Annotated in this window: 14 protein-coding genes; 9 read left to right on the forward strand and 5 right to left on the reverse strand. The window is 65.2% G+C overall.

From position 1 onward, the window contains the following. Positions 1–131: 131 nt before the first annotated feature. Positions 132–1,478 (forward strand): C4-dicarboxylate transporter DctA, encoded by a 1,347-nt coding sequence (locus tag ABL840_RS29885; protein ID WP_093301820.1) that lies wholly within the window; start codon positions 132–134, stop codon positions 1,476–1,478. Between the two features lie 20 nt (positions 1,479–1,498). Further along, positions 1,499–2,203 carry a GntR family transcriptional regulator gene (locus tag ABL840_RS29890; protein WP_093301822.1) on the forward strand — a complete coding sequence of 235 codons (705 nt, stop codon included), beginning with the start codon at positions 1,499–1,501 and terminating at the stop codon, positions 2,201–2,203. Between the two features lie 270 nt (positions 2,204–2,473). Here the strand turns inward: ABL840_RS29890 and ABL840_RS29895 are convergent, their stop codons facing one another. From ABL840_RS29895 to ABL840_RS29905, 3 genes are all read right to left on the reverse strand, one after another. Beyond that, the gene (locus ABL840_RS29895; RefSeq protein ID WP_143042933.1) at positions 2,474–2,905 is read right to left on the reverse strand and encodes a hypothetical protein; all 432 of its coding nucleotides are present in this window, start codon (positions 2,903–2,905) and stop codon (positions 2,474–2,476) included. Positions 2,906–3,102: 197 nt separating this feature from the next. Further along, on the reverse strand, positions 3,103–3,498 hold the full coding sequence (locus ABL840_RS29900; RefSeq protein ID WP_093301823.1) for an immunity 50 family protein: 396 nt from the start codon (positions 3,496–3,498) through the stop codon (positions 3,103–3,105). Beyond that, positions 3,495–8,249, reverse strand: a complete 4,755-nt coding sequence (locus ABL840_RS29905; RefSeq protein WP_418116059.1) for an RHS repeat-associated core domain-containing protein — start codon at positions 8,247–8,249, stop codon at positions 3,495–3,497. The genes ABL840_RS29900 and ABL840_RS29905 overlap by 4 nt, the downstream gene beginning before the upstream one ends. Before the next feature lie 563 nt (positions 8,250–8,812). Here ABL840_RS29905 and ABL840_RS29910 point away from each other — a divergent pair. The 3 genes from ABL840_RS29910 to ABL840_RS29920 all read left to right on the forward strand — a co-directional run bounded on the left by ABL840_RS29910 (position 8,813) and on the right by ABL840_RS29920 (position 12,027). Next, positions 8,813–9,925: an AI-2E family transporter gene (locus ABL840_RS29910; RefSeq protein WP_093301826.1), complete on the forward strand. Its 1,113-nt coding sequence runs from the start codon at positions 8,813–8,815 to the stop codon at positions 9,923–9,925. A 154-nt stretch (positions 9,926–10,079) separates the two neighbouring features. Further along, positions 10,080–10,517 (forward strand): DUF2141 domain-containing protein, encoded by a 438-nt coding sequence (locus ABL840_RS29915; protein WP_093301827.1) that lies wholly within the window; start codon positions 10,080–10,082, stop codon positions 10,515–10,517. A 13-nt stretch (positions 10,518–10,530) separates the two neighbouring features. Beyond that, positions 10,531–12,027, forward strand: coding sequence for a carotenoid oxygenase family protein (locus tag ABL840_RS29920; protein ID WP_093301830.1), 1,497 nt, complete (start codon positions 10,531–10,533; stop codon positions 12,025–12,027). Between the two features lie 33 nt (positions 12,028–12,060). Here the strand turns inward: ABL840_RS29920 and ABL840_RS29925 are convergent, their stop codons facing one another. After that, entirely contained in the window at positions 12,061–12,963 is a 903-nt protein-coding gene (locus tag ABL840_RS29925; RefSeq protein WP_093197383.1) for a LysR family transcriptional regulator, read from the reverse strand. Positions 12,964–13,074: 111 nt separating this feature from the next. Between ABL840_RS29925 and gcl the strand changes: the two genes are divergently transcribed. Genes gcl through ABL840_RS29940 form a run of 3 tightly spaced genes read left to right on the forward strand, consistent with a single transcriptional unit; the run spans position 13,075 to position 16,610 of the window. Next, the gene (gene gcl / locus ABL840_RS29930; RefSeq protein WP_093301832.1) at positions 13,075–14,865 is read left to right on the forward strand and encodes a glyoxylate carboligase; all 1,791 of its coding nucleotides are present in this window, start codon (positions 13,075–13,077) and stop codon (positions 14,863–14,865) included. Positions 14,866–14,885: 20 nt separating this feature from the next. Then, the gene (hyi, locus tag ABL840_RS29935; RefSeq protein WP_093301834.1) at positions 14,886–15,668 is read left to right on the forward strand and encodes a hydroxypyruvate isomerase; all 783 of its coding nucleotides are present in this window, start codon (positions 14,886–14,888) and stop codon (positions 15,666–15,668) included. A gap of 30 nt (positions 15,669–15,698) precedes the next feature. Continuing rightward, entirely contained in the window at positions 15,699–16,610 is a 912-nt protein-coding gene (locus ABL840_RS29940) for a 2-hydroxy-3-oxopropionate reductase (RefSeq protein ID WP_093197390.1), read from the forward strand. 110 nt (positions 16,611–16,720) lie between these two features. On the opposite strand, the gene ABL840_RS29945 is transcribed toward ABL840_RS29940, so the two are convergent. Continuing rightward, positions 16,721–18,061 (reverse strand): NAD(P)/FAD-dependent oxidoreductase, encoded by a 1,341-nt coding sequence (locus ABL840_RS29945; protein ID WP_093197393.1) that lies wholly within the window; start codon positions 18,059–18,061, stop codon positions 16,721–16,723. 255 nt (positions 18,062–18,316) lie between these two features. Here ABL840_RS29945 and ABL840_RS29950 point away from each other — a divergent pair, with 255 nt between their 5' ends. Next, a complete protein-coding gene (locus tag ABL840_RS29950; protein ID WP_093197395.1) occupies positions 18,317–20,617 on the forward strand; it encodes an NADP-dependent malic enzyme in 2,301 nt (766 codons plus the stop codon). The last annotated feature ends 12 nt before the right edge of the window (positions 20,618–20,629 follow it).

Genomic DNA, 20,629 nt, shown 5'->3' on the forward strand with positions numbered 1-20,629 from the left:
TTGATTCCCCCGGCCTACGCCCGGGAATACCCTCTGACGCCTCTTCGTTTGTCTTGCCTACATTTCTTGCATGCAAGAGATGGCATTGCTTGCATGCAAAACCCAGACACGACAGACAGACAGGAGACTTCATGCCCCGCTTCGCCAAATCGCTATTCGGTCAGGTGGTCATCGCGCTGGTGCTCGGCGTGCTCGCGGGGCTTCTTGCGCCCGAGTACGCCGTCAAGCTCAAGCCGCTCGGTGACGGTTTCATCAAGCTGATCAAGATGATCATCCCTGTGCTGGTGTTCTGCGTGGTGGTGCATGGCATCGCCGGCGCGGGAAACCTCAGGCGCGTGGGCCGGGTGGGCGTGAAATCGCTCATCTACTTCGAGGTGCTGACCACCATCGCGCTGGCGATGGGCCTGGTGCTGGCCTTCGTGTTCCAGCCGGGCACGGGCATGAACGTCGACCCGTCGAAGCTCGATCCGGCCGCGATGAGCGCCTATGCCTCGAACGCCGACAAGCTCACGAGCGGCGGCACGGTCGAGTTCCTGATGAAGCTCATCCCGACCACGGTGGTGAACGCCTTCGCCACCGGCGACGTGCTGCAGGTGCTGCTGTTCGCGGTGCTCTTCGGCTGCGCGCTCACGCTGCTCGGCGAGCGCGGCAAGCCGGTGGCCGTGGTGGTCGACGCGCTCTCGCTGGTGCTCTTCAAGATCATGGGCATCATCATCAAGCTGGCGCCGCTGGGTGTACTGGGCGCCATCGCGTTCACGGTGGGGCAGTACGGCATCGGCTCGCTCAAGCAGCTGGGCATGCTGGTCGCCCTCTTCTACGGCGCGGTGCTGGTCTTCGTGTTCGTGGTGCTCGGGCTGGTGATGCGCATGTCGGGCTTCAGCCTGATCAAGCTGCTGCGCTACCTGCGCGAGGAGCTCGCCATCGTGTTCGCCACCACCTCGTCGGACAGCGTGCTGCCGCAGGTCATGGCCAAGCTGCGCCGCATGGGCATCCGCGATTCGACCGTGGGCCTGGTGATTCCCACGGGCTACTCGTTCAACCTCGACGCCTTCTCGATCTACATCACGCTGGCGGCCGTGTTCATCGCGCAGGCCACCAACACGCCGATCTCGATGGCCGACCTGATGACGATCCTGGCGATCGCGCTGGTCACCTCCAAGGGCGCGCACGGCGTGCCGGGCTCGGCCATCGTGGTGCTGGCGGCAACGCTGCACGCCATTCCGGCGATCCCCGCCATCGGGCTGGTGCTGGTGCTGTCGGTCGACTGGTTCATGGGCATCGCCCGCGCGCTGGGCAACCTGATCGGCAACTGCGTGGCAACCGTGGCCATCGCCGCCTGGGAAGGCGACATCGACCGCGAACGCGCACACGCGGTGCTCGACGGCACCTATTCGCCCGACGACGAGCCGCTGGCCGAGGCCGAAGACGCAGCCGTGGTAAACACCACGGCCACCGCCTCCGCATCGAGCGCCCACTGAACAGGGAACAGAAGAGAAACATGCCCGCCGACGTCAGCCCCACCGTCATCGCCGAACGCGTCGTCGAGGCCATCCTCGCGCAGAAGCTCGCGCCGGGCGAGCGGCTGGGCGAGCAGGCGCTGGCCGAGAACTTCTCGGTGAGCCGCACGATGGTGCGCGAGGCGCTGATGCAGCTGCAGGCGCGCGGCTTCGTCGAGGTGCAGTCGCGCCGCGGCTGGTACGTGGTGGAGCCTTCGGCCGAAGAGGCGCGCGACGCCTTCTCGGCGCGGCGCATCGTGGAGGCCGGCATCCTCGAGGCCAGCGCGGGCCGGCCGCTCTCGAAGGTGATCCGCAAGCTGCGCGACCACATCGCCGACGAGCAGCGCGCCATCGAAGGCGCCGACGCCGCCACGCGCGCCTTCCTGCTGGCCGACTTCCACGTCTGCCTGGCCGAGCAGATGGGGCACCAGTTGCTGGTCGACGTGCTGCGCGATCTCACGGCCCGCACCACGCTGGCGGCCACGCTCTACCAGTCGAAGCACGAGGCGGGGCAGTCGTGCGCGGAGCACGGGGCGATCGTCGCGGCGCTCGAAGCCGGGGACACGGCCGGGGCGCGGCAGCTGATGCTGGAGCACATTGGCAATGTCGAGCGGGCGCTGGAGGTGGATGCGGCGGCGGAGCCGGATGCGACCAGCAGGCTCAAGGCTACGCTGGCACCGGTGGCGTTGCCGCGCGCGCGGCGGTGAGTCGCGGGGGTTTGCGCCCCGCAACGCTGGTGCGGCCGGGAACGGCGCGAGTCCCGCCCTGATACGTGGCCAGCCGAGCTATAGGCGTGCCGTGATTTGTCAGCTCCTGCGGTGTGCCCGGAAAGTTGTATTGGGGCAGAAGCGGACGCCCCGATCTGTTCTACGGCAAAAGCACAAATATGGCGAATAGCACAGGTTCGGCCCGCAACCGGCCCCAATACGCTCATCACGTCACTCTCACAGCACCGCAGAATAAGAGCTTCGACAAATTCACTTCCCCAGTTTGGTTTGCTTCAACCTCTCGATAGCAGTGTGAAGATCAGAGTGCATCGAGTCAGAAATTTTCAATTCATTTCCTGATACAAGAAAATCATCTACGCCAGCGCAAAGGGCGCTCAAAAAATCAACCTTGTCGCAAATTATTTTTACTGCCTTGCGCTGCGAAACTTCAAACTCGTTCCCTCTAGACTTAAATCTCACCGAAAAAGAGGAATCCGCTCCCACGAAACTGTAGATCCCGCGCCCACCTTGCAACCCCAGAACACCGAATATCAAATCGGGAATTGCTATATAAATCATCATCAAACTTCGAGCATCTCCTTGGGAAGAAATTTTTTTACCCTCGAATTCAATCGAAAAATCCCCCATATCAAAACCCTGAGGCTCGGAAAATGGATCAACTCTAGAAAACAAGACTTTCATACCTCATTCAGTCGGCTGCAATGACCCAAATCTCTTCATGCCTCTCGAATCGAATTCCGACATCGCGCTTTCCTGCTCGCCTGTCTAGTAGCCGCCTTGCCTCAGTTCAAGTCTTGTAGCTCACCAAGCCTCGCACCGTAAATTCTTATCAACTTCGTTAGTCCTTGCATTTTCCGACACGACCCGATGTGGTGCCGCTACGGGCTTCCAATGCATCCGGGAACAACGCTGTCAATCGAAATCCAGTCGCAATCCAGAGAAATCGAAAATCCATTTTTACAAGATACTCGTATCGACATCAGTGCATCCATCTCTTCGAATTCAAATTGATCCACGACGTTTGCACGCCCCCAATTGCTCGCAGCCATTCTCTTTACCCCAATGAATGAAAAACCCAGATAAATCACGTCGTAATTTTTAGGCCACCTGACTGGTGCATATTTGGGTTTGCTTTCTGTCATAACCTTTATTAAAGCATGAGGCTCATCGCGTCTCAACAAAAACTCAATTATTTCCGAACCACTCAAAGAAGGAAATTCCCCATAAAGAGAAAGTAGCGCCTGCGGATTTAACATCTTTCGGGGTAAATTCATTTTTTGTTCCGGCAATTAAAATAATAATGGTCATCCATCATGGCAACCTTTCCTGTCCGGGTGTTTTCCTCGGGGCGAACATTGTGATGCGATGGTTGATCGCCAACCCCATCTTCGCCGTAGTAGTGCCCAGCAGAATGATCTTGAATAACTATATTCTTTCCATTGACTTGATAAGTTAGCTCTCGGGTCACAACTGGTTTCTTGTTACTTCCCAAAATCCAGCCACCTGCTGAGTCGGTCAGCGGGATCATTTTTTGCTTTATAGGTTGCCGAGATATCGGAATGCCAAGCTGCCTGCGAATCTCCCTCAAACTAGCACGCCTCGTGGAGTGGCACGTAAACCCAAATGGGTCAACCCATTGCACTGGATTTGGCGCAAACAGATGGAGGTTTGTCCCCCCTGCCAGACCAATAGGGTCATTTGAGGCGAACCGTCCACCATGCGGGTCGTAGTACCGATGCCGGTTGTAATGCAGCCCCGTCTCTTCATCCCAATACTGCCCCTGAAACCGAATCGGATTCCGGAACCCCGCTTTCCTGCCAGCCTCGCTGATCGCCTGCCTCGCCTCACCCCAAGCCTTGTAGCTCGCCGACCAGACCACACGCCCCTCATGATCCGTCAGCTCCTGCGGTGTGCCCAGATGGTCGCACTGGTAGAAAGCGATCTCTTCCTTGACGAATGGCGCGGGCGCTCGGCTATGTTCGCCATTCCATAGCGGGTCCTGCTCGATGTCATAGCGCCCGCCGTTTTCGGCCATCAGCGCTTTCACATCCGTCGTCTTGCTCAGCGCAACCGCCTGCGCCTGCCGGATCTGCACCAGCGGCACGAACGCGCCAGGTTCATGGATGTAGTGGACGCTGTCGCCCCGCCATGTCTGTTCCTGCTGCGCCTCTGTGCTTTGCGTGCTCTCGAACGCCAGCGTGTCGCCGTCCCACCCGAACAAGGTGCTTCCATGCCGCGTGCACTTGGCGATGCGCCGGCCCAGCGGGTCGTAGCTGAAGGTCGTGGTTTCGCCGAAGGTTTCGGCGCTGCGCATGCGGTTGTAGCCGTCCCAGGTGAACACGGTCTTTTCGCCGTTGCGGCTGCGCTCGATCAGGTTGCCGCGCTCGTCCCATTTGTAGCGGGTGCCTGCGTAGTCCTTCAGCAGGTTGTCCATCAGCTTGCCGGACGTGCTGCGGCCATCACTGCCCGCGCGAACAGCGACGCGATTGGTGATGCGGCCTGCCGGCTGCGCTGTGCCTTCCGCTTCTGAAGAGGGGTTGCCGATATTCCCCGCCGGATCGAACGCGAACGTCTCCCGTCCCAATCGGCTATTGGCTTCGAGCAGCCGCCCTACCGGGTCATAGCGGTAGCTGAGGTTGCCGCGCCGGCTGTCGCTGATGGCGATCAACTGGCCGGCTTTGTCGTATTGGTAGCTGCGGCGGATGCCGGCGGATTGAAAGGCGCCGCGCCTGGTCTGGAAGATCTGCTGCTCCAGCAAACGGCCGGCCGGGTCGTAGCTCTGTTTCTGCAGGAGCCCATTGCCCTGTTCGCGCCCGATCTCGCGGTGCAGGTCGTCGCGCTCGAAACCCAGGATGTCCTGCCCGTCGACGAGCAATCCGTGCACGTGGCCGGAGCCATAGGTGAGCCACTGCGTCACGTGACCGTCCGGGCGGATGGTCGCGACGCGCTGATTGAGTTCGTTGTAGCCGTGCTGCCAGACCGCGGTGCAGGCGCCTTCCAGGTAGTGTTGGTGCTCGCGCGTTAGGTTGCCCGCGGGGTCGTAGAACCATTGCAGCTTCGCGTCGCTGTTGCTGGCTTCGACCAACCGGCCGTTCCGATCGTAGGCAAAGCTCTCGGCAACGCCGCCGGCCGTGCGCTCGATCAAGCGGCCGATCAGGTCGAATTGCAGTCGCGTGGTGTGACTACCTTCGACCACTTCCGACAGCACGCCCGTGGAGTCCTCATAGCAGAAGCGTGTGGTCTTGCGGTCGAAGCCCACTTCTTCAAGCAAACGGCCTACGAGGTCATAGCGGAAGTCGTAGCGGCTGCCGTTCTCGTTGTGCAGTTCGCTCAAACGTCCCAGCAGATCCCAGCGGTACTTGAGCGTGCGCCCCGCCGCATCGGTGCGCCGGGACACGCGGCCGGATCGCGTGTAGTCATAGCTCGTCCTGCGCCCCAGCGCGTCGGTGTGCGCGAGCAGGCGTCCCTCGGCGTCGTGCACGAAATGCTCGCTGCTGTTGTCCGGCAGGATGATCTCCTCGAGTCGGCCCGGACGGTTGGCGTTCGTCGCGGCGGTGGCCTTGCGCTCTTCCTTCGCGTCCGCGTAGCGATACCGCGTGCTCTGGCCCATGGCATCGGTAGCCTTGACCAGGCGCCCTCGCTCGTCGTACTCCCACCGCGTGGTCTTGCCCGAGCAATCGGTGTGGCTGGCAAGCTGGCCCGCCCAGGTGTAGGTCAGCGTCTTGACGCCGCCCTTCGCATCGGTGATCCGCACGGGCCGGCCAGCCTTGTCGCAGGCGTATCCGGTCTTGTGCCCCAGCGGGTCGATCTCTTCGACGAGATTGCCGTCAGCGTCGTAGTCGCGCGTCCAGACGCCACCTTCGGCGTCGCGCAGGCCCGTCATGCGTCCGCGCTGGTCGTGCGCAAAATGCACCTGGCTGCCGTCGGCCCGGGTGTGGGTCCGCAGGTTGCCGTCGGCGGCGTAGCTGAAATCGTCCGTGCTGCCGTCGGTATGGACATGACGCGTGATGTTCTTCGCTTCATCGCGAAAGAACCATTCCTGGCGCTTGTCGGGATGGATGATCCGGTAGGTGTAGCCGAGGATGTCGTAGTAGTACCAGGTCTCTGCGCCGAGCGCGTCGGTCACGTAGGTCAAGCGGATGTTCCTGTCCCACTCCAGCCTGAGGGCAAAGCTCCCGTCATCGCTCCATTCGCGAACCGCCCTGGCATCGACGCCGGTGCCGTCGTATTCGAGGTTCATGCCCCGGCCCGTGCGGTCGGTGTATCGGGTCACGAGATGGTGGCTGTAGCGGTAGTTCCAGGTTTCGCCGTTCTCGTCCTGCGCCGAGACGAGATCGCCTTCGGCGTCGTGCACATAGGTGGCAAGTTGGCGGACGACCTGGCCGTCCTTGATCTCCCACAGGCTGTTGATCAATCCGCTTCGCGCATCGGGGCGAGTGCCCACATGGGCAATCGTGCGATCGCCCTGCTTGCTGACGATGTCGCTCAAGACCTGTTCGCCAGTGGCTGCGATCACGTGGTCGTAGCGCAGGCCGATGCTGGCTTCCTTGCCGGCATGCAGCGCGACGAGACGAAAGTGCTGCCTGCCCTGCGTGGATACCTTGCGAGCCGAGGTATCCACCAGCTCGTAGACCTCGCGCCAGTCGCTGGCCTCGCCCGCCGTTGCGGCCTTGCCGAAATCCACGGTCAACAGCGTCTCGCTCAGCCGTGTGAGCGTCGCTTCTTCGATGGCATCGCGGTAGCTCTGGCCCGCGGCCAGCAGCGGGTAGGCATGGCTGCGGCCGTCGGCACCGTGATAGATCAGGCTGAGCTCGCCGGCCCGCGGACCTTGGGCCGGCGTGGCGATGTCCACGCGAGTGCTGTATGGGGTAAGCCATCTCGCGCCGAGGCTGCCCTCGTCGAAGGCGCCGAGGTTGCTCCGGTAGGTGCGTGCCCAGGTGATAGGCATCGGCGCAGCCAGCGCGAAGTCGACGTGGGTGAAGCTTTCGCAGCCGGTCGCCAGGCTGATGGCGAACCTGCTTGACGAGGGAACCTGCGCGCCGGAAAGCGGACAGTTCTTGCAACCGGGATCACCCCTGACCGGCGCCTGCACGCGGAGGTGTTCGACCCGGGTGTCGGGCCTGTTTCTTGTTGCTTCGCCACCGGCACCTGGCGGCACGATGGCTGCGCGCAGGCTCTTCTTCTGTGCCATGGCCAACAGCAGCTGGCGCAGCAGCCACATGATGCTGCCCTGCAGTTCCTGGTCGGCGAGGTCGGTCAGTTGCTTGCGGAAGTCCGCCTTCAAGGCCCCCAGGCTCTCGATCACCGCGTTGACCCTGGCCCTGACGCTTTCGGGCAGGTAAGCGGCCGCCTTCCTGGCAGCGTAGTTGGCGGCGCGCCTGGCCGTGCCCTCGGAGTACTTCACCGCCCGGCGCCACATGCCGCTCCACGTGCTTTGGGTCTTGGGGTCGTATTCGTTGATTTCCGCGGCGCCCGGTTTGGCTACGGTGAAAAGGTCCTGCCCGCCGAGCATGCGCTGAAGGATGCCGATCAGATCGTCCAGGATGCTGTCGGAGAGCTTTGCACAATCTTCCAGAATGCCCGAGAGCCTTGCGATGGCCCCATCGATGAAGGTCTCCAGCTCACCGACGATCGATGCATTGAGGTGCCCCGCCAGCATGGTGACGATGGTCCCGCCGAGATTCCTGGCCCCATGCATGAGTTCCTGCTTGAGCAGATGCAGCGTGGGTCGAAGGCTCACGCGCGCTGCGGCCATGGTGGGTGGCGCCGGGATCAGGCCGATGAGGTTGATGCCGAGGCTCGCCCAGTTCAGGAACCTGGTGACGGCATCGGTCGACTTCTTCTCGAGGATGGTGACGATGTCGAGAAACACATCCACCAGCGCCATGACGTTGCCCACGATGGGGATGCTGCCCAGCACCGTGGTCAGCCGATCGAGCGTGACGTAGCCGCCGGTGAAGGACCGCAGCCACTCGTCCACTACCTTGCTCGCGGCGGCAATGTCTTCCTTGGCGATGGTGTTCAACGGGGCGACGGCCGTCTGGGGCTCGCGCTCGGTGATCGGTGTTGGTGCGGGCTGGCCTTGATGTGTGCCCGATGGTGGCCGCTGGGGCGTGCCTGATCCCATTGTCCAGTCTCCCTGACTGCGTCTGCTTGTGTCGTGAAAATCGATTGGTAAAAAAAGAGGCTCAGTCGCGCATGCGCACGGGACCGGCTTCGTAGCCGGGCTCCCGGCTTGCGGAATTACGGCGCCTCTGCCGACGGGATCTGAATCCGGCGTGCCGGATCATGAGAGGGCCGATATATGCAGATACGGTGAGAAGCCCACGGGCAAATCCGTGGGCAAATCGTTCTGCACGAATAACAATTGCAAATTGAGCTCACGCTCACCTCCCTCTCTTATTTCTTGCAGGCAATCCTAGGACTCAGGCCGACACGAATTCGGCCATCTGAAATAAACGAGCGAGCTTTGGTGCGATTTATCTCGATATTCCCGCCCCAGGACGGCAGATCCTCGATCGATCGAGTGAGCCGCGGCCGGCGGACGGCTTCCGCCGTCGCTGTGCTCGGCTACAGTCCGAGACACTTATGAACTCACCCCAACTCCAGCGCGGCGTGTTCCTCGCCCTTCTCGCCGTCGTGACCATCGCCTTCCTCTGGGTGCTGATGCCGTTCTTCGGCGCGGTGCTGTGGGGCGTGGCGCTGGCGATCCTGTTCACGCCGCTCTACAAGCGGCTGCTGAAGAAGATGCGCGGCAGGCCCAACGCGGCGGCACTTTCCACGCTGGCCATCTGCCTGTTCATCGTGATCCTGCCGCTGGCCATGGTGGGCGTGTCGCTGGTGCAGGAGATCGCGCTGGTCACGCAGAGCATCCGTTCCGGGCAGCTCAACTTCGCGGCCTACTTCCAGCAGATCCTGGACGCCTCGCCGCAGTGGCTGCTGAACCTGGTCGAGCGCTTCAACCTCGGCGACATGGCGGCCTGGCAGGCGCGCATCTCGGCCGCCGCCGGGCAGGCCAGCCAGATCATCGCGAGCCAGGCGCTCGCCATCGGCCAGAACACCTTCGACTTCATCGTCAGCTTCTTCGTGATGCTGTACCTGCTGTACTTCCTAGTGCGCGACGGCGCGACGCTGTCGAAGACGATGCGCGACGCGGTGCCGCTGGCCAAGCCGCACACGCACTACCTGCTCAACAAGTTCACCACCGTGATCCGCGCCACCGTGAAGGGCAACGTGGCGGTGGCCGTCGCGCAGGGCGCGCTCGGCGGGCTGGCGTTCTGGTTCCTCGGCGTGCAGGGCGCGCTGCTGTGGGCGGTGCTGATGGCCTTCCTGTCGCTGCTGCCCGCCGTGGGCGCGGCGCTGATCTGGGCGCCGGTGGCCATCTACTTCCTGGCCACGGGCCATTTCTGGCAGGGCGGCGTGCTGATCTTCGTGGGCGTGTTCGTGATCGGCCTGGTCGACAACATCCTGCGCCCCGTGCTGGTGGGCAAGGACACGCAGATGCCCGACTACATCGTGCTGATGTCGACCATCGGCGGCATGGCGATCTTCGGCATCAACGGCTTCGTGATCGGGCCGGTGATCGCGGCGCTGTTCATGGCCGCGTGGAGCCTCTTCGCCGATTCGGGGCACGTGGGCAACGGCCACGAGGCGGCCGAAGGCGTGGAAGGCGCCGAGAACAGCGGCAAGAAGAAGGGCTGAGGCGGCTGAAGCAGGAGCAGGCACCCGCCCGCTCCTCCGTTCCGCCCCCTCCGCGCGCATTTCGCGCGCGCAATCCTGCGTTTCGTCACATGGCGCTGGGCACCGTGCCCGGCCTGCGAGATCGTCGGGCCTCCAACTTCCAACGAGGCCCGCCATGCAACTTCCCGCATTCATGTCCCGTCCGGCCGTGCACGCCCTGTGTGCCGCCGCGATCCTCCTGCCCGCCGGCGCCTTCGCCGCCGACCTGAGCCTGAGCGTCGCCGACGGCCCCGCCGCCAATGCCACGCTCTACGTCGCGCTGTACAACGACGCCGCCAGCTACGCCGAGAGCAAGGCCGTGGCCTCGCAGACTGCGCCGATGCAGGACGGCAAGGCCCGCCTCGTGTTCGCGGGGCTGGCGCCCGGACGCTACGCGCTGCGCGCATTCGCCGACGAGAACGGCAACGGCAAGCTCGACACCAACCTCATGGGCATGCCGATCGAGCGCTACGGCTTCTCGAACGACGCCAAGGGCAACCGCGCCGCGCCCGACTTCGAGGCCGCCGCGATCGCCGTCGACGCCGACCTGCAGACCGTCATCCACCTGCGCTGAGGAGCACGACGCCATGGAACGACGCGAACTCCTGCGCCTGCTGGCTTCGGCCGGCGCCCTGCCCCTGCTGGCACCGCTGGCGCGCGCGGCCGGCACCGACGATTGGCATACCCAGTTCGAGGCTGCCGACGCCCCCTGGAAGACCGGCTTCGCCACGCCTGCCGACGACTTTCCGCTGACCCGTGCCACGGTGCGCGGACGCTTCCCCGACGCCGTGGCGGGCACGCTGTTCCGCATCGGCCCGGCCGGCCACGACCTGGGCGGCGAGCGCTACCACCACTGGTTCGACGGCGACGGCATGGTGCATCGCTTCGTGATCGAGGGAACCGACGTGCGTCACCAGGGCCGCTATGTCGCCACGCCCAAGCGCGTGGCCGAAGTGAAGGCCGGCCGCCGCCTGTTCGAGGCCTTCGGCACCATGTCGCCGGGCGTGGAGCCGCCGACTTCCGCCGACAGCATCAACGTCGCCAACACCAGCGTGCTGCCGATGCGCGGCGAGGTCCTGGCGCTGTGGGAAGGCGGCTCGGCCACGCGCATCGACGCGCTCACGCTCGACACGCTGGGCGTGAAGACCTGGCGGGCCGATCTCGCGGGCATGCCGTTTTCGGCCCACCCCAAGGTCGATCCGGACGGCACGGTGTGGAATTTCGGCGTGAGCTCCGGCCAGGGCCTGCTGGCGCTGTACGAGATCGCGCCCGAAGGCGCGCTGCGGCGCGCGGCCGTGGTGCCGGTGGCAGACATGCCGATGGTCCACGACTTCGCCGTCACCGAGCGGCACCTGGTGTTCCTGCTGCCGCCGCTGGTCTACGACAGCAAGCGCAAGGCCGCCGGCGCGAGCTTTCTCGACGCGCACGTCTGGCGGCCGGAGCTCGGCATGCGCGCACTGGTCATCGACAAGCGGAACTGGGAAAAGCGCCAGGTGCTCGCGCTGCCGGCCGGCTTCCTGTTCCACGTCGGCAACGCCTGGGAGGAAGACACGCCGCGCGGCACGCAGATCCACATCGACTACGTGCGCTCGGACAACGCCGACTCGGTGTTCGTCACCAGCCGCGAACTGATGCGCGCCCGCCGCATGAAGACCACCGAGCCGCACCTGACCGTGGCCACGCTGAACCTGTCCACGGAGCGCGCCACGCAGAAGACGCTGGCGCAGGAAGCCGAATTCCCGCGCATCGACCCGCGCCGCGTCGGCCTGCGCCATCGCCAGGTGGTGCACGCCACGCAGATCCGGCGCGACCTGCCCGGCTTCGGCGCGATCGCGCGCACCGACGTCGAGACCGGCCGCAGCCAGCGCTACAGCTACGGCACGCAGGCCATGGTGGAAGAACACGTCTTCGTGCCCGACGGCTCGAAAGCGGGCTGGGTGCTGGGCACCGTGCTCGACTTCGGCAGGCAGACGACGGTGCTGTCGTGCTTCGCGGCCGACAACCTGGCTGCGGGACCGGTGGCGCAGGCCACGCTGCCTTACGCCCTTCCTCTAGGCCTGCACGGTGCCTTCGTGAGCGCCTGAAGAAGAAGAAGAAGAAGAAGAAGAAGAAGAAATTCAGGCCTCCCACCAGCCTTCGTCGAAGCGCCCCTGCAGGAAGGCCACGAAGCCCGACACCTTGCCCGGCACCAGCTTGGGCGACGGGAAGACGGCGTGTATCTCCTGCTCGGGCAGCGCGTGGTCGCCGAGCACCTCGCGCACCTTGCCGGCCGCCAGCGAGTCGCTGGCCACGTAGCGCGGCATCAGCGCGATGCCCAGCCCGTCGCGCGCCGCCGCCAGCACGGCCGAGAGGTTGTTCGAGCGGAAGCGGCCCGACACCGGCACCGTGACCGGCTCACCCCTGGGCGTGTGCATGCGCCAGAACTCGTCGCCCACCACGCTGCTGTAGATGAGCGCCACGTGCGCGCTCAGGTCCTGCGCGCGCTTCGGCGTGCCGTGCTTCTTCAGATAGGCGGGCGAGGCGACCATCACCCACGGATTGGCGCCCAGGTAGCGCGCGCCCAATGACGAGTCGGCCAGCTTGCCCATGCGGATGGCCACGTCGATGCCCTGCGCGATGAGATCCACGTAGCGGTCCTCGAAGCTCAGGTCGAGCTGCACCTGCGGATGCCGGCTCATGTATTCGAGCGCCAGCGGCACCACCACGCGCCGCCCGAAGGCCACCGAGGTGCCCACGCGCAGCAGCCCCTGCGCCTGGGTCTGCCGCAGCTGCACGATGCTGTCGGCCTCCTCGGCCTCGCGCACGATGGTCTTGCACTTCTCGTAGTAGAGCGCGCCCGGCTCGGTGAGGCTCACGCCACGCGTGTTGCGGTTGAGCAGGCGCACCTTCAGCCGCTCCTCGGTGGCGGCGATCTGCTTGGTCACCGTGGGCTGCGTGGTGTTGAACTCGCGCGCGGCCTTCGAGAAGCTGCCCGTCTCGACCACGCGCACGAACATTTCCATTGCCAGCAATCTGTCCATGGGCCGGATGGTAGTCACTTATTCCGCCGTGGAATAGGTTTTATGGTCCGCAGCCGTCTTCTTGGAATCCGCCCCGCTTCCTACAGTGAGCCCATCCCAAAGGAGACTCAGATGGCAAAGATGGCAGCGGTCCAGGCCGCGGTTCTGGTGATGGAAAAAGAAGGCGTCACGCAGGCCTTCGGCGTGCCCGGCGCGGCGATCAACCCGATGTACTCGGCCCTGCGCCAGCGCGGCAGCATCGCGCACATCCTCGCGCGGCACGTGGAAGGCGCCTCGCACATGGCCGAGGGCTACACCCGCGCGGTGGCAGGCAACATCGGCGTGTGCATCGGCACCTCGGGCCCGGCGGGCACGGACATGATCACGGGCCTGTACTCGGCCTGGGCCGATTCGATCCCCATCCTCTGCATCACCGGTCAGGCGCCCCGCGCGCGGCTCTACAAGGAAGACTTCCAGGCGGTGGACATCGAATCGATCTCCAAGCCCGTCACCAAGTGGTCGGTCACGGTGCGCGAGCCGGGCCAGGTGCCGCAGGTGTTCCAGCAGGCCTTCCACCTGATGCGCTCGGGCCGCCCGGGCCCGGTGCTGATCGACCTGCCCTTCGACGTGCAGATGGCGCAGATCGAGTTCGACATCGACAGCTACGAACCGCTCAAGCCGTACAAGCCGGCCGCCACGCGCGCCCAGATCGAGAAGGCCATCGGCATGCTCAACGCGGCCGAGCGCCCGCTGATCGTGGCCGGCGGCGGCATCATCAACGCCGACGCGTCCGACCTGCTGGTGCGCTTTGCCGAGGCCACCGGCGTGCCGGTGATCCCCACGCTCATGGGCTGGGGCTCCATTCCCGACAACCACCCGCTGATGGCCGGCATGTGCGGCCTGCAGACCAGCCACCGCTACGGCAACGCCACGATGCTCGCCAGCGACTTCGTGCTGGGCATCGGCAACCGCTGGGCCAACCGCCACACCGGCTCGGTCGACGTCTACACCAAGGGCCGCACCTTCGTGCACGTGGACATCGAGCCCACGCAGATCGGCCGCGTGTTCACGCCCGACTTCGGCATCGTGTCCGACGCCAAGGCCGCGCTCGAACTCTTCGTCGAGGTGGCCGAGGAAATGAAGGCCGCCGGCCGCCTGACCGACCGCCGCGAGTGGGCCAAGGCGTGCATCGAGCGCAAGAAGACCATGCTGCGCAAGACCAACTTCGACGAAGTGCCGATGAAGCCGCAGCGCGTGTACCAGTGCATGAACAACAACTTCGGCAACGACACCTGCTACGTGAGCACCATCGGTCTCTCGCAGATTGCGGCCGCGCAGTTCCTGCACGTGTACAACCCGCGCCACTGGATCAACTGCGGCCAGGCCGGCCCGCTGGGCTGGACCATTCCCGCAGCGCTGGGCGTGCGTGCAGCCGACCCCACGCGCAAGATCGTCGCGCTCTCGGGCGACTACGACTTCCAGTTCATGATCGAGGAGCTGGCCGTGGGTGCGCAGTTCAAGCTGCCGTACATCCACATCGTGGTCAACAACTCCTACCTCGGCCTGATCCGCCAGGCGCAGCGCGGCTTCGAGATGGACTACTGCGTGCAGCTCGCGTTCGACAACATCAACGCGGCGCCCGACGCGGGCATCGAGAGCAGCTACGGCGTGGACCACATGAAGGTGGTCGAGGGCCTGGGCTGCAAGGCGATCCGCGTCAACCGGCAGGAAGAGATCGCGCCGGCCATCCGCCGCGCCGAGGCCCTGATGGCCGAGTTCAGCGTGCCGGTGGTGATCGAGGTGATGCTGGAGCGCGTGACCAACATCGCGATGGGCACCGAGATCGACAACATCACCGAGTTCGAGCCGCTGGCCGAGACGCTGGCCGACGCGCCCACCGCCGTGGCAGCGCTGCTCGACTGAGACGAAGGAAGAGAAAAGACATGCCCAAGTTCGCAGCCAACCTGACGATGCTCTTCACCGAGCTGCCCTTCATGCAGCGCTTCGAGGCCGCCGCCAAGGCCGGCTTCAAGGGAGTGGAGTACCTCTTCCCCTACCCCTTCGAGAAGAAGGAACTCGCCGCCGCCCTGCGCGACAACGGCCTGCAGCAGGTGCTGCACAACCTGCCCGCCGGCGACTGGGACAAGGGCGAGCGCGGCATCGCCTGCCATCCCGACCGCACGGGCGAGTTCGCCGAAGGCATCGGCGTGGCGATCGACTACGCCACCGCTCTCGGTTGCCCGCAGGTCAACTGCCTCGTGGGAAAGGTGCCCGCGGGCGTCGACAGGGAAGCGGCCCACAAGACGGTAGTGGCCAACCTCCGCCTCGCCGCGCGCGAACTCGAAGCAGCGGGTCTGCGCCTGCTGATCGAGCCCATCAACACCTTCGACATCCCCGGCTTCTTCCTCACGCGCACCGACCAGGCGCTGGCGCTGATCGAGGAAGTCGGCTCTTCCAACCTGCGCGTGCAGTACGACATCTATCACGCGCAGCGCATGGAAGGCGAGCTGGGCAACACGCTCACGAAGCACCTCGCGCAGATCGGCCACATCCAGCTGGCCGACAACCCGGGCCGCGGCGAGCCGGGCACGGGCGAGATCAACTACCCGTGGCTCTTCAAGCACATCGACTCGCTCGGCTACGACGGCTGGATCGGCTGCGAATACAAGCCCCGCGCCACCACGGTCGAGGGCCTCGGATGGCGCCAGGCGCTCACGCAGCAATGAATGAATGACATCGGACAAGGAAACAGAGACATGACGACCCAACAACAGAAAATCGGATTCATCGGCCTCGGCATCATGGGTGCGCCCATGGCGGGCCACCTGCTCGATGCCGGCTACCAGCTGTTCGTGAACACGCACGGCAACACGCCCGAGCCTTTCGTCTCGAAGGCCACCATCTGCGCCTCGGCGGCCGAAGTGACGCGCCAGGCCGACATCGTCTTCATCATGGTGCCGGACACGCCCGACGTCGAGAAGGTGCTCTTCGGCGTGCCCGGCTCCGAAGGCGTGGCCGCCGGCCTGAAGGGCTCCAGCGGCAAGATCGTGGTCGACTGCAGCTCCATCGACCCGATCGCCACCAAGGACTTCGCGCGCCGCATCACTGCATTGGGCGCCGGCTACATCGACGCGCCGGTCTCCGGCGGCGAAGTGGGCGCCAAGGCCGCCAGCCTCACGATCATGTGCGGCGGCGACGAAGGCACCTTCGAGCGCGTGAAGCCGCTGCTCGACAAGATGGGCAAGAACGTCACGCTCGTGGGCGGCGCCGGCGACGGCCAGGTCTGCAAGGTGGCCAACCAGATCATCGTGGCGCTGAACATCGCGGCCGTGAGCGAGGCGCTGGTGTTCGCCTCGAAGGCCGGCGCCGATCCGGCCAAGGTGCGCCAGGCGCTGATGGGCGGCTTCGCGAGCTCGCGCATTCTCGAAGTGCACGGCGAGCGAATGATCAAGCGCACCTTCGCGCCGGGCTTCCGCATCGCGCTGCACCAGAAGGACCTGAACCTCGCGATGCAGAGCGCCCGTTCGCTGGGCGTGTCGCTGCCGCAGACGGCCGGCGCGGCGCAGCTCATGAACGCCTGCGCGGCGCTGGGCTACGGCCAGCTCGACCACTCGGCGCTGGTGCGCGCGCTGGAAGCGCTCGCCCAGCACACCGTCACGCCGGACTGACCAGGTACTCCCCCAGGCTTCGCGCACTTCGTGTCGCTTCTCCTTCCCCCTCGCCGGGGGCAACACCAGCGGCCCGGCAAAGCCGGTTCCGCGGTGTTCCTCGAAAAGAATCAGGTTTTTGCAGCGGTCTCCAAGGATTCCTTGAGATTGCGCCGGCGCCAGGCCCAGGTCTTCACGGCCTGCGGCAGGATGCCCAGGCACGAGGCGTAGTACGTCACCTTGAAACCCCAGAAGCGCGGCCCGATCGGCGTGTTGCGGAACAGGTCGCCGGCCAGGATGGACAGCAGCGCCTCCTGCATGCGCCAGATGTTGCGCGGGTTCATGAAGAGCCGCCGGATGGCCGGCGAGGTGATGCGGTAGATGAACCACGAGAACATCTTCGGCCCGTGCTTCATCACCTTCTCGTAGTGTCGGAAGGCCTTTTCGGCTTCCTTCGCCTCGCCCTTGAGCCAGTGGTCCGCTGCTGTGGCGGCCTCGAAGCCGCTGTTCATCGCCAGGTACACGCCCGAGGAGAACATCGGGTCGACGAAGGCGTAGGCGTCGCCCACCATCATGAAGCGGTCGCCGCGGCAGAACGCCGAGTCGTAGGCGTAGTTGCCGGTGGAGGTGGCGCCTTCCATCAGCGTGGCGTTCTTCAGGCGAGCGGCCAGCTTGGGCGCGAGCGCGATGGTTTCCATCAGGAACTCCTCGAGCGAGCCCTTGCGGCGCTTGAAGTAGGCCGGAGAAGCCACCGCGCCGACGCTCACCGTGCCGTCCTTCAGCGGGATGTACCAGAACCAGCCATGGTCGAACCAGAACAGCGTGATGTTGCCCTCGAAGCGGCCCGGCCGGCGCTCGGCGTTGGCGAAGTGGCCGAACAGCGCGGCGCTGGCGTGCTTGCGGTTGCGGCGCTTGGCGTCGAACTGGTTCGACAGCAGGGTGTCGCGCCCGCTGGCGTCGATCACGAAGCGCGGGCGCCAGGTGGTCTCGGCGCCGTCGTCGCCCTTGACCTTCACCGCCGGCCGGTTGTCGGGCGTGCCCTTGCCGGCGTCCATGTCCACGCCGGTGACGCGCTGTCCCTCGAAGGTACGCGCGCCGCGCTTGCCGGCATGGCGGAACAGCAGTTCGTCGAACTCGGAGCGGCGCACGTGCACCGCGTAGGGAAAGCTCTTGTCCATCGCCTCGGCGAAGTGGAACTGGCTGGAGTGGTCGTGCCAGGGCGAGACGAACTCGGCCCCGTGCTTGCGGATGCCGATGGCCTCGACCTCGGTGCGCACGCCCAGGCGGTCGAACAGCGGCATGTTCATCGGCAGCAGCGATTCGCCGATGTGAAAGCGCGGATGCTGCGCCTTCTCGAGCAGCACCACGTCGTGCCCCTTGTCCGCGAGCAACGCGGCCACCGTGGAGCCCGACGGGCCGCCGCCGATGACGACGACGTCAGGATCGTTGCTGTTGAAAGGTCCGGATGCCATGCGTTGTTGCCCCTCTTGTCGTGGTGTTGTCGTTGTCGGCGATACCCCGGCCCGATTCCCGGCTGGACAGCCGGTCAGTTAACCAATGGGTAACGATCTGCAGTTTAGCGAACCCGCCAGCCCGTCCGACCGCCTTTTCCGTACCTGCCCTATCGGGCCGAAGATATGGATCCAGGCGTTTTCGGCATTTCCCCAGTAAGAAGAGGCCCCGCTTTTGCGGTAGCCTCATTGCCCGTCAGAAACAAGGAGACTTTCATGGCTGCACCCCTTTCCCCCGCAGAAGAAGCACTTCGCGAGGCAGCGCGCGAATACCACCGCTCGCCCGTCAAGGGCAAGATCTCGATCACCCCGACCAAGCCCCTGCTGAACCAGCGCGACCTGTCGCTGGCCTATTCGCCCGGCGTGGCCTATCCCTGTCTCGACATCGCCGCCGACCCGGCAACGGCTTCCGAATACACCGCCCGCGGCAATCTCGTGGGCGTCGTCACCAACGGCACCGCCGTGCTCGGCCTGGGCGACATCGGCCCGCTGGCCGCCAAGCCGGTGATGGAAGGCAAGGGCTGCCTGTTCAAGAAATTCGCCGGCATCGACGTGTTCGACATCGAGCTGGCCGAGCGCGACCCCGACAAGCTGGTCGACATCATCGCGGCGCTGGAGCCCACGCTGGGCGGCATCAACCTCGAGGACATAAAGGCGCCCGAGTGCTTCTACATCGAGAAGAAGCTGCGCGAGCGAATGAACATCCCGGTGTTCCACGACGACCAGCACGGCACGGCCATCATCTCGGCCGCCGCGCTCATCAACGGCCTGGAGCTGGTGGGCAAGAAGATCGAGGACGTGAAGATCGCCGTCTCGGGCGCAGGCGCCGCAGCCATCGCCTGCCTGGACGTGATGGTCGGCCTGGGCGCCAAGCCCGCCAACATCCACGCCTGCGACTCCAAGGGCCTGATCTACATGGGCCGCGCGGGCGGTTTCGACGAATCCAAGGCACGCTACGCCCAGAAAGACACCGGCGCCCGCACCCTGGCCGACGTGGTGAAGGACGCCGATGTGTTCCTGGGCTGCTCGGCCCCCGGCGTGATGACCGCCGAGATGGTCAAGACCATGGCGAGCCAGCCCATCATCCTGGCGCTGGCCAACCCCGAGCCCGAGATCCGCCCCGAGCTGGCCAAGGCCGTGCGGCCGGACTGCATCATCGCCACCGGCCGTTCGGACTACCCGAACCAGGTCAACAACGTGCTGTGCTTCCCGTACATCTTCCGCGGCGCGCTCGACTGCGGCGCCAGCAAGATCACCGAAGAGATGAAGCTGGCCTGCGTGCGCGAGATCGCCGAGCTCACCAAGGCCGACATCAGCGAAGAGGTGGCCACCGCCTACGCCGGCCAGGAGCTGGCCTTCGGCCCCGACTACATCATTCCCAAGCCCTTCGACTCGCGCCTGATCCTGCGCATCGCGCCGGCCGTGGCAAAGGCTGCGGCCGCCTCGGGCGTGGCCACGCGCCCGATCGAGGACATGGACGCCTACCGCCAGCACCTGACGCGCTTCGTCTACCAGACCGGCATGTTCATGCGCCCGGTGTTCAGCGCCGCCAAGATCGCCACCGCCAAGCGCGTGGCGTATGCCGAGGGCGAGGACGAGCGCGTGCTGCGCGCCGCCCAGTGGGCGGTCGACGAAGGCCTGGCCAAGCCGATCCTGGTGGGCCGCCCCGCCGTGATCGACGCGCGCATCAAGAAGGCCGGCCTGCACATCCGCGCGGGCGTCGACTTCGAGATCGTCAACCCCGAGGACGATCCGCGCTTCCGCACCTACTGGGAGAGCTTCCACAAGATCATGGGGCGCCGCGGCGTGACGCCGGAGGCCGCCAAGACCATGGTGCGCCGCTCGAACACCACCATCGCCGCGCTGATGATGCACCTGGGCGATGCCGACGCCATGATCTGCGGCCTGGTCGGACGCTTCGACGTGCACCTGGAGCACATCCGCAACCTGATCGGCCTGAAGCGCGGCGCGCCGGGCTTCGCGACGCTGAACGCGCTCACGCTCGACAAGCGCACGGTGTTCATCACCGACACCAACGTGAACGAAGACCCCAGCGCCGAGCTGCTCGCCAGCATCGCGGTGATGGCCGCCGAGGAAGTGCGCCGCTTCGGCCTGCCGCCGAAGGTGGCGTTCCTCTCGCACTCGAACTACGGCACCTCCAGCCGCTCGTCGGCCCGCAAGATGCGGCTGGCGCGCGACCTGTTCGCGCAGATGGCGCCCGACATCGAATGCGACGGCGAGATGCACGGCGACGCGGCGCTGTCGGAGGAAATCCGCCGCACCGCCCTGCCCGAGACCACGCTGAGCGGCGAAGCCAACCTGCTGGTGTGCCCGAACCTCGATTCGGCGCACATCCTCTACAACGTGCTGAAGATGACCGGCGCCAACGGCATCACGGTCGGCCCGGTGCTGCTGGGCGCCGCGAGCTCGGCGCACGTGCTCACGCCTTCGTCGACGGTGCGCCGCATCATCAACATGACGGCGCTGGCGGTGGCGAAGGTCACGGTCGACAAGTAAGCAGCAGCAAGA

The organism is Variovorax sp. NFACC27, assembly GCF_048301545.1.
In the GTDB taxonomy this organism is placed as follows: Bacteria; Pseudomonadota; Gammaproteobacteria; order Burkholderiales; family Burkholderiaceae_C; genus Variovorax; species Variovorax gossypii.

Excerpts from the sequence above, each read along its gene's own strand:
- ABL840_RS29920 (WP_093301830.1), top strand. The coding sequence starts at position 10,531 with ATGGAACGACGCGAACTCCTGCGCCTGCTGGCTTCGGCCGGCGCCCTG.
- ABL840_RS29950 (WP_093197395.1), top strand. The coding sequence starts at position 18,317 with ATGGCTGCACCCCTTTCCCCCGCAGAAGAAGCACTTCGCGAGGCAGCG.
- ABL840_RS29915 (WP_093301827.1), top strand. The coding sequence starts at position 10,080 with ATGCAACTTCCCGCATTCATGTCCCGTCCGGCCGTGCACGCCCTGTGT.
- ABL840_RS29925 (WP_093197383.1), bottom strand. The coding sequence starts at position 12,963 with ATGGACAGATTGCTGGCAATGGAAATGTTCGTGCGCGTGGTCGAGACG.
- ABL840_RS29895 (WP_143042933.1), bottom strand. The coding sequence starts at position 2,905 with ATGAAAGTCTTGTTTTCTAGAGTTGATCCATTTTCCGAGCCTCAGGGT.
- gcl (WP_093301832.1), top strand. The coding sequence starts at position 13,075 with ATGGCAAAGATGGCAGCGGTCCAGGCCGCGGTTCTGGTGATGGAAAAA.
- ABL840_RS29885 (WP_093301820.1), top strand. The coding sequence starts at position 132 with ATGCCCCGCTTCGCCAAATCGCTATTCGGTCAGGTGGTCATCGCGCTG.
- ABL840_RS29910 (WP_093301826.1), top strand. The coding sequence starts at position 8,813 with ATGAACTCACCCCAACTCCAGCGCGGCGTGTTCCTCGCCCTTCTCGCC.
- ABL840_RS29900 (WP_093301823.1), bottom strand. The coding sequence starts at position 3,498 with ATGAATTTACCCCGAAAGATGTTAAATCCGCAGGCGCTACTTTCTCTT.
- hyi (WP_093301834.1), top strand. The coding sequence starts at position 14,886 with ATGCCCAAGTTCGCAGCCAACCTGACGATGCTCTTCACCGAGCTGCCC.
- ABL840_RS29945 (WP_093197393.1), bottom strand. The coding sequence starts at position 18,061 with ATGGCATCCGGACCTTTCAACAGCAACGATCCTGACGTCGTCGTCATC.
- ABL840_RS29890 (WP_093301822.1), top strand. The coding sequence starts at position 1,499 with ATGCCCGCCGACGTCAGCCCCACCGTCATCGCCGAACGCGTCGTCGAG.
- ABL840_RS29940 (WP_093197390.1), top strand. The coding sequence starts at position 15,699 with ATGACGACCCAACAACAGAAAATCGGATTCATCGGCCTCGGCATCATG.